The organism is Bacillus salacetis, from assembly GCF_049177075.1.
Lineage (GTDB): Bacteria > Bacillota > Bacilli > Bacillales > Bacillaceae_B > Rossellomorea > Rossellomorea salacetis_A.
In genome coordinates this window covers 3,907,066-3,924,281 of sequence record NZ_CP185377.1, presented here as the reverse complement: position 1 = coordinate 3,924,281, position 17,216 = coordinate 3,907,066, and the positions used below count along the sequence as shown (strand labels likewise).

Sequence of the window (17,216 nt, the reverse complement as noted above, 5' to 3'; positions counted from 1 at the left end):
ATTATAATGTACTGAAACCTTAAATACTACTAATATTTTTATGGAAAAAACAGGTTTTTAGGACTATTGAAAAACCTGCGTATAAATGTCTTTTTTTGTCGAAGGAATCAGATATTACATATATTCGTAAATTGCTATAATTAGCTGGAATATATATGAATCGTACTGGAGGAGTACACTTGGGTAAAGTTAATAACATTGTTTTGTCCCTTTCTTTAACTGCAGCTTTAATAGGAAACGGAGCTTCCTTTGCGGCAGCGGAGAAAACGGACAGGCTGGTTCCTGTTCAATCTCTCGTAAAAGATCATTTGAAAGCTGATGACAAGGTAAACCTGCAATCATTTCAGACCAGCAAACAGTCAGATGAGCATTCCTTGGTCATCAAGTATAAAGAAAGTCTCCCTGCCTCTCTTCATCAAAAAGCCGGTGTGACGATCAAGAAGCGGCTAGCAAGTTTGAAGTATGATATCGTCACCTATTCGTCCAAAGCTGACATCAGTAAAATCATCAAGACGTATGAAAGTGATAAAAATGTACTTTCCATCCAGAAATCGGTTCCTTATAAAATGTTGGAAACAAATGATCCCAAGTTGTCAAAAATGAGTCATCTTAACCAGATACAAACTGTTTCTACTTCCAATTCAACAGGAAAGAGTGCTGTGACAGTGGCGGTCATTGACAGTGGAGTGGATGCCAGCCATCCAGATCTCAAGGCGAACTTATTACCTGGCATCAACATTGTAGATCCTGCGAGGAAGTCTATTCCGGATATGCATGGCACCCATGTCGCCGGAATTATAGCAGCGGCAGAAAACAACGGCATCGGCGGAAAGGGAGTAAATCCCCAAGCCAAGATACTGCCGATCGATGTATTTAACGGAAGTGAATTTGCCTATGACTATGCAATAGCGGAAGGCATTCTTTATGCGATAGAAAATAAGGCGAAAGTAATCAATATGAGTCTTGGCAGCTACTATCCTTCACCAATTATCCAGGAAGCAGTCCAGGATGCCCTGGAATATGGGATCACGGTCGTGGCCGCTGCCGGCAATTCAGGTTCCAGCGAACCGGAGTATCCAGCATCCTTTGATGGTGTCATCAGTGTAGGTGCAGTAGACAGCAGCAGCAAACTCGCTGCATTTTCATCCTACGGGCCATCAGTGGATGTAGTAGCTCCTGGAGAGAATATTTACAGTACTGCGTATGACGGAGGCAAGAAGTCGACCTTCAGGCAGCTGAGCGGAACGTCTATGGCATCCCCGATGGTTGCTGGAGCGGCTTCGCTGCTATTGGCGAAAGATCCGGAATTGACTCCTTTCCAGGTTGAAATGATGCTTGAATCAACAACCAGGGACTTAGGTGCTGCAGGGTATGATACGAGATATGGTTATGGATTAGTAGATATTAAATCAGCTTTGGCTTTTGATAAAACAAAATTGCCGGCACAATCCATCATCCATCAGAACAGTGTTTTGTCCGTTGCAGAATCGATCAATTTAACAGGAATGAAGTATGAGGCATCTTCTTCTTTTGTTAAACCTTACGAAAAGCATTGGAGAAAGCTGGAGGTGAATCCCGGGGACTACCTGCAATTCACCTTAGGAGGCTCTGAGAATTATGATTATCAATTGGACCTGCTGTTTTACCCGGAAGGTTCAAGGCAGCCGTATGATATCCTGGCCATCAATGATGTGTCAAACGGTGCAAATGAAGGGCATTTATATGAAGCCTTAGAAAAAGGAACTCTTGTCATAGGTGTGAAAGATGCCTTTGGTCACTTTGGAGCCGGGAAACAATCATCTTACACATTAAAGATTGATGCTTCAAATCAATTGCTTACTGATAATAATGACAAGAATTCCACAGTTCAGATGAAACTGCCTTTTCAACTCAATACTCCTCATTACCTTTCAAATGCAGAAGGAGGTAGTGACCAGGATTATTATCATTTCAATGTAGACCAGGCACAAGTTGTAAACGTTGATTTGTCTGCTGTACCAGGGGTGGATCCAAGTGTTCGCGTATATATGCACTCCGGCACTGAGTGGACAGAAGAAGACATTCTAATGGAAGGGAATCTCCGCGGAATTGGCTATGGGGAAACATTTTCTTTTGAGGCATTGCCTGATGTTTCGTATACTTTGGAGGTCACCAATGAATCTTTCTTTGATGAAGATGACTGGTTTCTAAATGACTATGAATATGTTTCGTTTGGAGGCATATCTTCCTCACATATTCCGTATCAATTAGCTGTGAGAGGTAAGGTTCTGCCGGAAGATGTTGATGGTTTCCCTAAGAATTTGTGGAATACAGAGGACGGGATATCAGAATCTGAGATAGAAACTTATCGGCAAACAGTACAGCAGAAAGCCTTGAACCCAGTTGAAAAATTAACTGAGGAAGAGGACATTTCTGAAGGGGACTCTCTATCTTCTCTTTCAACACTCCTTACTTTGGACAAAAAAGAGAACGAGTATATTCAGTATATGGATGATATTGACCTGTACCGTTTTACAGCTGAATCATCAGGGGTGTACAATCTGAATGTTTCGGAAGCGGGCGATTTTCAGCCTGCATTGGAAGTGTATACTCAAGATGCCATGACAGGTGAATGGCTGTTGGCTGCAGCAAATTATTTTGGTTTCGGCAAGAGTGATTTGCAGATAGGATTAACTGAGGGAGAAACCTACCTAATTATGATAGGAAACCAATACTTTCAGCCGAGTATTGAACCATATGATGTCTCTATGGAAGTTGAGTATCTATTTACCGGAGCAGGAGATATTTTCGAACCTAATGACGATCCTGGCTTCCCGACTATCATTGATGAAGGAACTTTTACAGGTGATTTCAGCAAACTGAATGATACCGACTTTTATTATGTGGAGCCGGGGCAGACAGGTTTGTTCAGTATTGGGGCAGTGCCAGCACCCGAAACCCTGCCAGCAGATATTCCAGGATCCTTAAGATCAGCCATAGACCCTGTGCTATTAGTGATTGAGGATTCAGACGGCAATGGGTATTTGGATTACGATGAGTACGAAAAGGTCCTCGCCTATGATAAAGGGTATGGCAATGAATCTGAGGTTGCATCGATTAAGCGTAAAGCGGAAAGTGGTTATTTCCTTGCTCTGTTCAACTATGATTTCGGAGGACCAGCAACGCTTACGCCATATAAGCTTCACTTCAAGCAAATAAAAATACAAGATGAGGACAAAGATTCTAAAATAGTAGAAAATGTGCCTCAAAAACCTTTGCAGCTGAAACTAAATGGGGACAAACACCAAGCTAAAGGCTATTTCCAATATCTAACGGGAAGCGATACAGATATTGACTGGTACTCACTGAACACTTGGAAGAAAACAAATGTGGTAATCACACTGGATACATCATACGGCACTGACGGTGTCATAAAAGTATTCAACAAGCAAGGAAAACTGATTAAAGAAAGCGATCTATACGGGGAAAATGACGCGGAGCAGCTGGACCTGTCCTTAACAGAAAGCGGCCCGTATTACATTGCTGTGCAGGATTCTGCAAGCAATCCAAGTGCAGAGCCGTATCAGCTTACTATAAGCACAGCTCCACTGAAAGGGACAGAGCGGATAGGCGGTAAAGACCGTTATGATACTTCTTTCCAATTCTCATCAAGGATTCCGGATCATTCATTGAATACGGTGATCCTCGCGTCTGGAAGTAATTATCCTGATGCATTAACGGGGAATGTATTGAATAAGATACGAAATGGTACAACTCTATTAATCAACGATGATAAAGCGGTTATGGCAAAAGCTGTACAAGAAGCCAAGAGGCTGCTGAGGGATAATGGAAAGGTTGTCATTCTGGGCGGTAAACAAGCTGTTTCGGCTACTGTTGAAAAAGAATTCAAAAAACATTTCGAGGTATTGAGGATTGCAGGTACCAACCGTACTGACACATCCATTGAAATTGCGAAAAAAGTCACTTCGAAGCCGGGCGAAATCTTCTTAACTTCTGGATCAAGCTTTTCAGATGCGCTGAGTATCGGAGTATATGCAACAGAAAAGCAGATCCCAATACTGCTGACAGATTCCGCTGATGCTCCCTCCGCATCCTTAGTAAGTTATTTGAAAGAAAATAGCATTAAGAAAGTGACCATTATTGGAGGAGAGAACGTTGTTTCTCCGAAACTAGTATCGGAGTTGAAATCCAAAGGAGTTATGGATATCAAGAGGATCTCCGGCAAGGACCGCTATGAAACTTCCGTTAAAGTGGCTGAAACTTTTTATCCAGCAGGTAAGGGAGCAGCACTGGCAAGCGGAAAAGTGTTCCCGGATGCCTTGAGCGGAAGCCATCTTGCTTATTATCAACAGATCCCTATCATCCTGACAGATGGCAAATCAGTTGGAAGTGCTGCATCAGCATATTTATCGAAAACGACGAAAGAGTCATACTATCTATATGGAGGAACGAATGTCATGGAGGCATCGGTAGAAAAGGGATTACCTGAATAAGTTACTAAAAAAAGGACCATTTAGGTGGTCCTTTTTTTGTTGAGAAGAACGAAAATCCTGAAATTGATTTAATACTAATCAAGGAAAATTCATTTAAACAAAAATGTTTATCGTAAAGAAAAGTGGGTATAAAAAAAGAAAACCAGCTTCCACATTAGTGAAAACAGGTTTTCTTAATTAAGTCTATTATTTTATTACTCTTACAGATCCCAAGTATCTAGGATTCCAATAACTGTTAGATAAACTTGTGATTTCCACTCCATCATTGCCACTGTGAATGAACTCATTGTTACCAATGTACATTCCTACATGGGAAGGACCCGGTTTATACGTTTCAAATACGACGATGTCGCCAACGGCAGGCTGGCTGACCCGTGTACCCTGATTCCAAATATCCGTGGTTGTTCTTGCTACAGAAATATTGTGCTGTCCATAAACATACATAAGGTAACCGCTGCAATCAAACCCGCTTGGCGTTGTTCCTCCCCATTTATAAGGAGTACCTAGATATTTTTTGGCTGTTTGAACAAGTGCATCGGTATTAAATACCAGCTTGTTCTGAGCATAGCTTGATACTGCAGATTCCCCGCCGATAATCGTAAAATTCGTTATGTTAGCCTTCTCTACTGTATTAAGAACTACATCAGGCACATTATTCTTTTCAACCAGAATCACTGGTGCATTTCGTTTAGCAGCAAAGACAGAGCCAGTTAAAGCATCTGCAAAACTGTCTCCTGTCGCTACGACTGTGGAACTGACCGTGGAAGGGTACAGCTCATTCACAATGGTAGCAGCTGTATCATAACGGCTGTCACCAGCTACTCTTTTAGCGTTTGGCAGCTGGTTCACAACTGAATTGCTGATTACGCTGGTTCCTCCAACTACAAGTGTAGATTGATACTTTTTAAGAGATTCTTTTGTTTCAGCAGGTACACTGTTCTTCTCCGTTAGTAATATAGGCATTGTGTTGTTGGCTGCATAAGAAGCAATGGCAAGGCTGTCCGGGAAATTTTGTCCGTACGTAACAACAGCTTTTGAAGCATCTAGAAAGTTAGCTATCTTTGCTGCAGTATGGTATCGGTTTTTCCCAGCAATACGTTCCGAAGCAATTCCGAGCCCGCTGAGCGTTGAGTCTACGTTAGAGCGGATTGCTGACTCTCCTCCAAGTATGTATGCTTTGCTTGGGCTTAACCGTTTTAACTCTGACTGTACCTCAGAAGGGATGTTATCTTTGGAAACAAGCAAGATAGGGGCATTATATTTTTTTGCCAAAGGCACTCCTGCCAAGGCATCCGGAAAGTTATCCCCTACAGCGATGATTACATATTTAGCACCGTTCGGCCATCCTTGCTGCGAGACTTTGATTGCTGTATCGTAGCGGCTCTCACCGCTGACCCTCTCGACTGTTTTGCCGGATGCGGCTGCAGGTGATGTGACAATCAGGGAGATAGCCAGGAAAAGTGTAGAAATTATAGTGAAAAGTATAGGTCTTCGACAATTTGGCAGTACGTTAGTCATAATATTTTCCTCCGTTTTGCAAATTCTAAACATATTCTATCATCTGAAACTACTAATTTAGTTTACAGTTATGTAACAAAATTTCTGAATATTCGATAATGTATGGTGGTAAATGTCTAAAATTAAGTGGCGGGGAGCCTTTGTGGCTTATACGAGAGAAGATATACAAAAAAAGGCCGTTCCCATATTTTAAGGGAACGGTTTCTTTTATGCTTGCTCAGCAGGTTGCTGTTCGAATTCGACTTGATCTAATAGCATTAAAGCATACAGGCTGCTGTATTTTTTTACGACTTCATCGACTTCTTCTGGAGTACAAGTGAAAAGAGGTACGAAAATCTCTCTATTCTTCTCTTCAGCAAAGGCCTCCATAAAGATTATGGTCAGGTCCTGTTCGATTTTACTCGATGCAAAAACGGACTCTACTTTCTTTATTACCTCATCGTCCACAATATCATGTTCAACCAATTTGCTTGAATAAATAGGGAAAAGCTGTTCCATGGATTCTTCGATACGATCCTGGGCGTCATTGGTTACCTGCGAAATGCCCGGTATATAAGGAAATTGCTTTTGTTCTATCAAAGATCGCAGCAAAGTGTATACCACTTTTGTAGATTCTACATTAAAGGCAATATTAGAAACGAGTAATTTAACGTACTCTCTCACATTTTCACATTTTTCATGTTTTTCAGACAGTACCCTTAGTGTCTCGGCTTGAATGACATTTTTATCAATTGAAGAAGTCAGGCTTTGAAAAATTGATCCTACTCTTTGACTTAAAGATTCCATATGTATGATTCCTTTCTGTGCAGGTATTTAGTACTTTAGTACTTATGGTTTATATTTTATCACATATTTCAGAATATTTGTCATAAATTTTACATTTTCGACTCTATGAAGGTTAGTGGGGATACTTAGGCTGTTTTATACACATTCTAAAATTTGAATTACTTAGGAAAAAATAACATGGACCATACATTTGGGCTGATGGGCTGCAAAGGGGGAGAAACAATGTCCTTTAATGAAGAAGTCGGGATTCATTATGATGATCGTACCGAAACTCTTACTATTATTTTAAGAGAGGATTATACAGAGTTTTCCGATGAGCTTGGCCGTTTTGGTTCCTTGCAAGGAAAACATTTAAGAGACAGAATCCATCAGATTGTAGATGCTAATCGTCAATATCGCTCTATTAAAGTAGTCAAGATAATCATTGGACCTGTAGTGGCAGCAACGATACTTTGGAATTCGGGCCATGCAAGTTCAGCTACAAGGTTTAACTTGGGATACTTATATTTTGGGAGCACCAGTCAGCAGATTTCTTTTGTAGATAGGACATATGGATCCATAAGCGTTGCTTCTCCGAGCTATTTTGATATCCATGAAGATGGAAATCTTGATATTGCTAATCTGGATACACGATTTATTGATGAAATTCACAGAAAAGGGAAAAAAGTCGTGCCATTTTTAAGTAATCATTGGGATCGCGCAGTCGGAAGGGCAGCCTTGGAAAACAGGGTACAGTTAGCTCAACAGATTGCTGATGTCATTTCTAAATATAACCTTGATGGGGTTAATGTTGATATTGAGAATGTAACCGAAACTGATCGGAGCAGTTATACTGACCTCGTAAGGTTACTAAGGGAAAAAATCCCTTCTGAAAAGGAAGTTTCTGTAGCGGTAGCAGCAAACCCTAATGGATGGGAAAAAGGCTGGCATGGTTCCTATGATTATAAGGAATTAGCCAGGTATTCTGATTATTTATTATTAATGGCATATGATGAAAGCTGGGCAGGAAGCCCTCCTGGACCTGTAGCCAGCCTTCCTTTTGTAGAAAAATCTATTAGATACGCATTTTCACAAGGGGTAAGGCCGGAAAAAGTTGTTCTTGGGCTTCCTCACTATGGACGATATTGGGAACACGGCAAGAGTTATGGCGGGACTGGGATCACGAATAATGTTGTTCAAAGTTTACTGCAGAGTCATAGTAATATAGTCACATACGATGTGGAGAGCGGATCACCCAAAGCTGTTATCACTGTGGGGCCTGATGAGCCGGTCAGTTATGTGAATGGTAAAGCATTGCGACCTGGAGAATATACAGTCTGGTTTGAAAATGATGAGTCCATTCATGCAAAGGTGGCGCTAGTTTCTAAATATGGCCTTAAAGGTACAGGCAGCTGGGCGCTTGGACAGGAGTCCGCCTCTTTATGGTCTAAATTTAAGAATTGGATTGTTGATAAGTCAGAAATAGATGTTCCATTAGTGACAGGAAGAGTGGGAATTACAACCACGAATGTTAATTTACGAATTGGACCATCTACAATCTCGGAGGTACTGACAATGCTGGACAAGGGAGAATTGGTGAAAATAACAGGGGGGGCAATATCAGGTGGCAGTTATCAATGGCTTCCTATTGAACTGGATTCCGGCTTAACTGGTTATGCAGCATCTGATTTTATTAAAGAAAGAGAGTATGAAGAACTTCACGGAAGTAACCGCTATGAAACAAGTGCAGTCATATCTCAGCGTGGATGGCCTGAAGGAGCAGACACTGTATTATTGGGCCGGGGAGATGTGCCGGTTGATGCTCTGGCAGGAAGCGTGTTAGCCACCAAACTCGATGCCCCATTGCTTTTAACTGCCACGGATAGAATTCCTGATACAATCTTGGACGAAATCACTAGACTCAATCCCCAGACTATCTACTTATTGGGAGGAAGCAGCGCTATATCAGAAGTAGCAGAATCACAGCTTATTCATAAAGGATACAGTATAAAAAGGATAACGGGAAAAGACAGATTTGATACATCTGTAAAGGTAGCAGAAGAGCTGAACAGTGATACTGAAGAAATATTTATTACTACAGGAACTGATTCTCCTGACCCTCTTTCCATCGCCCCTTACTCAGGAATGAAACAGATTCCTATATTGCTGGCTGGTAAGGAACATTTACCAGAATCAACAATGGCATATATATTGAACAATCATATAAAAAGAGTAACGATAGTTGGCGGTATAAATGCAGTTTCAGTGGACATTGAGCATCAGTTAAAGGCCGCGAAGGTAATTGGGGTGGAAAGGATTTCAGGCACTGATAGATTTGACACGAGTGTAGAGATTGCTAAAAGGTATCAGCAAGATTTTCCAGAAGGAAGTTCATTGTTCTTTGCAAGCGGGAGAAGCTTTGTTGATGCATTGGCAGGATCTACTCTCGCAGCAAAACAAAATTCACCTATTGTACTCTTAGAGGAGAAGAAAATACCTTCCCCGGTTAGTCAATGGCTGAATGACACTAAAATGAACAAGGATTTAAGCATAAAAATCTTAGGAGGTTATAATGTGATATCCAAAGATGTTAGGATAGAACTAATGAAAAGATAAGCGAAAAGCACCATGTAATTTCCGTATATTTCAATTAGAGTGCCGAAACACATCTGGAAAAGAATGTGTTTCGGACTTTTTTATACATAATAGTTGAATAAAAATTATTGAATACTTTATTGAATAAATACATAGGAATGTCTTTGTGTTATTCGTTTCAGCACAAAATGTCCATTTTTATCTAAGAGGGGGGATTATGAAAAACTTGTGAATATAAAATTGTTTGTTGAAACGTGTCATATTCTAAGATGAATTTACTATTCATTTTTTAGAAGAGTAAAAAAAATGAGAAAATATGGGTCAATAGGTTGACGAAGGAAATTAAAACTATTAAAATATGAATGTGCTTTAAATTTTCTAAATTCTTTGAATAGGGAAATTTAGGTAACAATTTATTAAAAACTCAAGGGGGTAAACCGGTTGGTAATGAAGAAGAAAGTATTATCTCTTGTTACTACAGCATCGTTGGTAGCTTCTTCTTTCGCTGGCGTCGCAGCATTCAATCCTGAAAAAGCTGATGCAGCGCTTCAAGAAACTAAAAAGTTCAAAGTCTCGAACCATGAAGAGGTCGTGGCGCTTGCTGCAAGTAAAGCATCGACTCAAGAACTAGTTATCGTTGGTAATGGTAAAGTTGATGTTACAAGTCAATTGACGAAATTAGGAGTAAAGGTAAAACAAAACCATAAGAACTATGTATATTTAGCTGATGTCCCTACTCGTAAAATCATGGATGTAGTCAAGTTGGATGCAGTCCGTACAGTGGGTAAAAATGCTGAAACAACTATTGATACAGTTAATGACCCGGAATTAAAGGTTGAAGGTCAAAATAATGTGAATGAAAGTGCGGTTGTTACGCCGGAGCAGCATGAAACGCATGGTGCGACTGGGGTACTTGATTTCCATAAAAAGTACAATGGTTCTGGTGTTAGAATCGGTATCATCGATTCGGGTCCCGATCCAGGTCACGAATCTTTCACAAACAAACCGGCTAATTTTGACCAGACCCGTAAGTACGGCAGCTCAAAAATCGTCGCTGTAAGGGACTATACTCAATACGGCGGAACATATCCTATTGAAGAAAGATATAAGCAGTACATTGATCCGGACCTTAACCCTGTCAATATTCTTGCAGAAGGTGATGTCCTATTCTTTACTGCTGATGCCAAGCCTGAGGGAGCTTCAGTAACAGTAGGCGGAGTTACATATAATACTGCTGGTATCGATGCATCGGATGATAAGCTTTATGTAAGCAAATCACACTTCCAAAATAAGTATCAGGACTTGAATGGTGATGGAAAATACACTTTAGATAAAGACAAGAACAAAGTTTACAATGACAATTTCTCTGTATTGCTTGCTGGAAATAAAGTTTACATCGATACTGATAAAGATAATGACTTTACAGATGAAACAGCTTATGCAAATGGTGAAGCAGGAACGTTTGATATTGACGTGAAAAACGGCCCTGTGGGTGCTAACTTCCGCATCGCGGATATGGACCTTGATTTCCTTGGTGCAGGTGCCTATAAGAGAGTCAACCTATTCACTGACTTTAATGGACACGGATCGCACGTATCTGGTATCGCAGCAGCAAATGGACCATTAAGAGCAAATACTTTTGGTGCAGTTGCCGGTGAAGGGGTTGCCCCAGGTGCAGAACTTGTCGGTATGCGTGTATTTAAAGAAGAAGGCGGAGCTTCTACTTTCAGCATCCAAAGAGCAATGGTTGATGCCGCTCTTCCAGAATCTAAAGGCGGATTTGATGTAGATGTCGCCAACTTAAGTTTGGGATCTTCTCCTGACCTGAATGATGGCGGAGGATCTTATGGAGAACTAATGTCTCTACTAAGTGAAGATACGGATATAATCTTCGTAACTTCAGCTGGTAATGCAGGACCTGGTGTTGACACTGTAGGTTCACCTGGTGATGTTGCTCCTATCATCTCTGTTGGTGCGCAAATCAATGCTCAAATGTGGGCGAAAGAATATAATTACTTCCCTTACGGAGTGAAGGAAGTGAAAAACGGAGTCAAAGTTCCTAATGAAGGAAATGGCTTATGGTACTTCTCTTCTGTAGGACCAAATGAAGTAGGTAACCAAAAACCTGATATAGTTGGACCTGGTTCTGCATATGCAGCACATCCAGTTCAAGCTGGTCCATATGTAGTAATGCAAGGTACAAGTATGTCTTCTCCATATGTTGCAGGAGCTGTAGCTTTGCTTAAGTCAGCAGCATTAAAAGACCGTATTCCTTTTGATTATGAAATTGCCCGTGAAGCATTAATCCAAACTGCTAATCATATGGATGGCTATAACCGTGCGCAAGAAGGTGCCGGTATTATCGATGTAGATGCAGCGTATGAATACCTTCGCGAACATTTCATCAAGGAAATCAAAGAAGTGGACGTAACAGTATACCATGGAGAGAAAATCTCTGCCGGTCCTGGTCTATATGTAAGAAACAAAGATATTCCTGAAACAGTTGAAGTTCTAGTTGAGAACAATACTGATGAAGCTAAGAACCTGAATGTTTCTGCTTCTCACGATTGGTTCACTCCATCTGTCTCTACTATTAAATTGGCTGCAGGCGAAAGCAAGTATATCACTGTAAGCTATGATAAGTCTAAATTACAAGATGGCACAAACGCTGGAACACTATTGTTTGATGATGCATCTACTCCATACGTTGAAGCCAGATCTGCCCAAACGATCATCACTGGTACAGATTTGAACCAAGGTAATCACTTCCGTTCTCGTATTAGCGATGAAGTGCAATCTTCCAAGACTAAAGGTTATACATTTAATGTAGAACCTGGTATGAGTGAAGTTCGCTTCTCACTAAACGCAATCAGTAAAGATGACGAATATCAAGGTCGCGTGCGTATGATTGTATTCGATCCTGATGGTGTAGAAGTAAATGAGTTTGTCGGCTATGCAGGATATGCTGGTCTTGGAGTTGAAGACTTTGTAGCAAAATCACCTAAAGCTGGTACGTGGGAAGTTCATGTATATGGAACTGCTGCGCCAACTGAAGGGAAAGAAGTTAACAAGTTCCAATTGGAAGCTCTTGCACAAGGTGTAGTGGCTGAACCTGGAAGTATCAACCTAGGTAAAGTAGCTCCTGAAACAAAAACTACTGAATCTGTAACATTCTCAAACTACCTATCTAATCCTAGAGCGGTAAAAGTGGTTACAGCTGGATTCAGCAGCAGTAAACCAGTATCTGAAAAGGTAACGGTTGCTACTGGCCAGACATTTAAAAAGACAATTGATATCAAAAACAATGTTTCGCTTTCAGTGAAAACAACGAATCCAACCAATTCTGGTGATGACATTGATCTATACCTCAAAGATGCAAACGGGAAAGTTGTAGCCATGGATGCGGATGCCGATGCAAAAGAATCATTTAACGTATCAAAACTTCCAAATGGTAAATATACTATTGAAGTTGAAGGTTACAGCACTGTAGGACCAACTACAACTGTTGATCTATCAGTAACCAATGAATCTGTTCTAGATCCAGGTGAAGCAGGTCTAGGAAAGGTAGAAGTGACAAATGCAGCAAAAACTCTAAAAGTTGGAGAGTCTCTAACAACTAACGTTGAGATTACAACTCCAGAAGAGCAAATTAATGCATTAGGTGCTGTTTACTTACTTGATGCTAATACAAACGAAGTTCTATCTATTGCTCCTATCCGAGTTAATGGAGAAATCATTACTGAAATTGCGGGAGAAAACCGTATTGGTACAGCTCTAGCAATTTCACAACAATTTGACTCTGCTGATACAGTGTTAATCTCAACTGGTTACAATTTCCCTGATTCACTATCTGCAGGTCCATTAGCTTCTGCTTATAATGCTCCAATCTTACCAGTTGGCAAAGATGGAAAATTATCTGCTGAGGTATTGAAAGAGATTAAGAGACTTGGTGCTACAAATGCTTATATTTTAGGTGGAGAAAGTGTTGTATCCCCTGAAGTATTCACGCAGCTTAACAGCATCAGCATCAACTCTGCAAAAGTTACTCGTTTGTCTGATGACAATAAGCCAAACCGATACGGTACTAACTTGAAAGTAATTAACGAATTACAAGCTAAGTTAGTTGCTAAAGGAACAATGAAGTCTGATGGAGTATTCCCTAATGGAGTATTCGTTGCAACTGGCGAAAACTTTGCTGATGCATTAAGTGCAGCATCTGTTGCTGGTGCAAAAGATATGCCGATCATCTTGACTGATGGTAAATCTCTATCCGATGAAGCAAAAGCAATTCTTGCAAAACAGAAGAAGGTTTATCTTGTTGGTGGTACAACTGTAGTTTCTAAAGAAGTTGAATCTACTGTAAAAACTGTTGCAAATAAGGCATTCTCTGTTAAGCGTCTTGCTGGTGTAAACCGTTATGGTACACTTCAAGCAATCCTTAATGAACTTGGTTCAGGTACGGATACCCTATTTGTAGCAAGCGGTAAAGACTTCCCGGATGCATTATCTTCTACTCCACTTGTGAACAAGGAAGGCGGAATGCTTCTATTGGTAGATCCTAACCAATTACCAAGAGAAGTTGATGCATTCTTAACAAGATTTGTTTATGAGAATAAAGTTACTGACGTAAACGTTCTGGGTGGCCAAAACGCTGTGAGCCAATCTGTAAGAGATGCTCTTCGTACTAAGGTAACAAAATAATTCATCATTTTTAAAGAAACCATCTGCTTCGCAGATGGTTTCTTTTTTTGTTTGTATTCTATATTCCAACGCTAAAATGTTTCAAAATTTATTAGATATATTACTTACTACCAATAATTACTAGTTTAACATGCTGATAATGTCTAAAATTCTCGAATTTCCTGTCCGATAATAATGGTATAATGTAAAAAGTTGAAAAATATGACAAGAGAGGAAGTTATGAATGAGGAAAGTCTATCAAGTTGTTGTTCTATTCATTTCTGTTTTATTGTTGATGGCCCCATTTCCACAAGTTAGCAATGCAGCAGCAAACCCTAAAACAGTGGTCCTGGATCCAGGCCATGGAGGAAAGTATTCGGGGACTTGTGGTTATTCAGGAAATAATACAGGATATTGTGAAGAACAGGCTAACTTGGATGTTGCTTTGAAGGTCAGGGATTTATTGCGAAATACGGATATCAGGGTGCTCATGACGCGGGATACTGATAAGCACTTTTCTGAATATACTTCCGGCGATGGCGGGGATCTGGATGTTCGTACCAAATTAGCGAATGAACTAGTGAAAGGAAATAATGATAATAGTATATTTATTTCAATCCACCATAACGCATCTCCTTATACTCCATACGTTAAAGGCTTGGAAACCTACTATTATGACGGCCTAAAGTATTATGACTCCAGGTGGCCGCACGATCCGCTTCAAATCGAGTATCTTCCTGAAAGTAGACGTTTGGCAGAAGATGTTCACCCTAGATTGGTAAGCAATTTAGGATATATTGATCGCGGTGTACATAGTGACGAAGCTTTTTATGTAATTCGAAATGCACAAATGCCTTCTATTCTGGTGGAGCTTGGTTTTATGACGAATAGGGAAGAGGAAGCCAATATTAAGTCTCCTGCCAACCAACAAAAAGCAGCAGAGGCCATTTCGAATGCAGTTATCAATTATTTTAAAGTCTTCGAGGTTTATGATAGTAAAAATAATAGACTAGGTGTTTATGCAACAAAAGAAGAAGCTATCAAACAAGCAAATAATGAAACTCGCTATTATAGAAAAGTTATCGATAAAGACAAGCAATCGGTTATCTATGAAAATTATCAGTACGAGGTTCATCATAAATACGGTACGAGAATCAGTGATTATATAACCAAAGAAGACGCAATAAACAAAGGAAAAAGTGTGGGGAGCACCAGAGTTGTAGAGAAGGGGACAAATTATACTGTATGGTCTGATTACCTCACTCAGAATTACCGGGTCATCTCCAATGGATCTACAATAGGAACCTACTACGATTATAAGCAAGCGGAAGCAACCGCGAAAAACAGGACAAATTCAAAAATCTTGAATATTACTACTCAAAAGGTTGTTTGGTCAAATGATCCTGGTGTATCTGTTTCAGCAAATGCAAAATTAAAAACACTATCAGGAAGCAACCGTTATGAAACGGCAGTTAAGCTTTCACAAGAAATGTACCCAAAAGGGTTCTCTGCAGATAAACCAATGAAAACAGTCATTCTGACTACAGGCGAGGACTTTGCTGATGCTTTGTCATCATCCCCGCTTGCTGATGAATATGGACAGGCTCCTATTCTTCTGACGAAGCCAACTAAATTACCGGATACAGTTTTAACTGAAATGAAGAGATTAGGTACTAAAGAAGTTGTCATTATTGGAGGGGAACTTGCAGTATCACCCCAGGTCCAATCAAGGATTTCTTCTCAAGGTATTAAAACAACCAGAATTAGCGGAAGCAACCGATTTGAAACCAATCGTTTAATTTTAGGAAAACTAAACTCTGTAGAAGGAGCGTTTGTAGCAGCTGGACGCAACTATGCTGACGCCCTAGGAGCAGCACCTGTTGCTGCTGCGAAAAATTGGTCTATCGTTCTGACAGAATCAGATTCAATTGAAAATGAGTCTCTTGCTTTATTGAAAAATAAACCAGTCTCCATCTTAGGTGGAGCAGCAGCTGTTTCCAGCAATGTTGAAAACTCTATCAAGAAGGTAAATTCAAACGTGGAGCGCATCGGCGGTCAGGATCGGTATGAGACACTATCCAGATTGCTATGGTATAACCACTACATCATGAATTCTTCTGAAGTTTTGGTATCGACCGGAAACAACTTCCCGGATGCACTTGCAGCAGCACCTTTAGCCTTTGGACAAAATTCTCCATTACTCCTAGTAGGGAAAAACATTGACAGCGGTACAGAATCTCTGCTGATGAAATACGCAGAAGAAACTTCAGTGAGCCAGATCAAAGTCATTGGTGGAGTTGTAGAGGATTATAATATCGATAAAATAAGAGAAATTTTGCATTAACCAGTTGGAAGAGACTCGGATATCCTTTCGAGTCTCTTCTTTTAGGAGGAACTATACAATGAAAAAGTGGTTATTTTTAGCGATTGTTGGTGTGATTCTGGCTGGATGTTCAAATGGGAATTCCGATCAGGTAAGCAATGAACCGTCAACAGAAGAGACGTCCAATGATGAAAACGAAACAAAAACCCAAGAGGAAAATACTCAGCAGTCATCACAAGAAGATACAGTTTCCGAAAAGGATGAAGAAGACGAAGCAAAAGAAGATGGTCAGGCGGCATCTGAAACTGAGGATAAGAAAAAGTCAGATCCAAATGCAGGATTGAAAAAATATAGACCGGAAGTTGGCATGAAAAATATATTTACAGACGGCACTGCAGAAATATTTTCTGAAACAGCAGTGGCTGAAAATGACCAATTTATACAAGTAGTACGTGACTTAAATGGAAATCGAACAGTGTCTGTCTATGAATGGACGGCAGACGAGCTGGTGCTGGTCTATCAAGATACAGAATCTGAAGATCCTTTCGCTCCAATAGTAGAGAATTTTGGATCCAATGAGGAAGAACAAATCATAGGTTCTAATGAAGAAGTTTGGAAGCTAATAGAAGATAGTGCTACTGTAACCACTGAACTTGGTGAGTTTACCAATGTTAAGGTCGTTCAGAAAACGACCAATGAAGTTGAAGGGGCGGAAACTATTTTCACTAGATATTATGCACCAGAGTATGGACTAGTTAAAGAGGTCTTTGAATTAACGGGTGAACAAGGATATTCTGGTGAAGCGGTTCTGGCAAAGTCTGAAAAAAGATAAAAAGTAATTG

Annotated in this window: 7 protein-coding genes; 5 read left to right on the top strand and 2 right to left on the bottom strand. The window is 40.3% G+C overall.

What is annotated here, in order from left to right:
• Positions 1 to 179 precede the first annotated feature (179 nt).
• Positions 180 to 4,493 carry a S8 family serine peptidase gene (locus ACOJQI_RS20375; RefSeq protein WP_421381535.1) on the top strand — a complete coding sequence of 1,438 codons (4,314 nt, stop codon included), beginning with the start codon at positions 180 to 182 and terminating at the stop codon, positions 4,491 to 4,493.
• A 186-nt stretch (positions 4,494 to 4,679) separates the two neighbouring features.
• Here the strand turns inward: ACOJQI_RS20375 and ACOJQI_RS20370 are convergent, their stop codons facing one another.
• A complete protein-coding gene (locus ACOJQI_RS20370; RefSeq protein WP_421381533.1) occupies positions 4,680 to 6,011 on the bottom strand; it encodes a cell wall-binding repeat-containing protein in 1,332 nt (443 codons plus the stop codon).
• Between the two features lie 207 nt (positions 6,012 to 6,218).
• The gene (locus ACOJQI_RS20365; protein WP_421381531.1) at positions 6,219 to 6,797 is read right to left on the bottom strand and encodes a hypothetical protein; all 579 of its coding nucleotides are present in this window, start codon (positions 6,795 to 6,797) and stop codon (positions 6,219 to 6,221) included.
• Between the two features lie 177 nt (positions 6,798 to 6,974).
• On the opposite strand from ACOJQI_RS20365, the gene ACOJQI_RS20360 reads away from it, so the two are divergent.
• The 4 genes from ACOJQI_RS20360 to ACOJQI_RS20345 all read left to right on the top strand — a co-directional run bounded on the left by ACOJQI_RS20360 (position 6,975) and on the right by ACOJQI_RS20345 (position 17,206).
• On the top strand, positions 6,975 to 9,392 hold the full coding sequence (locus tag ACOJQI_RS20360) for a cell wall-binding repeat-containing protein (RefSeq protein ID WP_421381529.1): 2,418 nt from the start codon (positions 6,975 to 6,977) through the stop codon (positions 9,390 to 9,392).
• A 426-nt stretch (positions 9,393 to 9,818) separates the two neighbouring features.
• Entirely contained in the window at positions 9,819 to 14,072 is a 4,254-nt protein-coding gene (locus ACOJQI_RS20355) for a cell wall-binding repeat-containing protein (RefSeq protein ID WP_421385525.1), read from the top strand.
• A gap of 223 nt (positions 14,073 to 14,295) precedes the next feature.
• A complete protein-coding gene (locus ACOJQI_RS20350) occupies positions 14,296 to 16,395 on the top strand; it encodes a cell wall-binding repeat-containing protein (RefSeq protein ID WP_421381527.1) in 2,100 nt (699 codons plus the stop codon).
• A 58-nt stretch (positions 16,396 to 16,453) separates the two neighbouring features.
• A complete protein-coding gene (locus ACOJQI_RS20345; RefSeq protein ID WP_421381525.1) occupies positions 16,454 to 17,206 on the top strand; it encodes a hypothetical protein in 753 nt (250 codons plus the stop codon).
• The last annotated feature ends 10 nt before the right edge of the window (positions 17,207 to 17,216 follow it).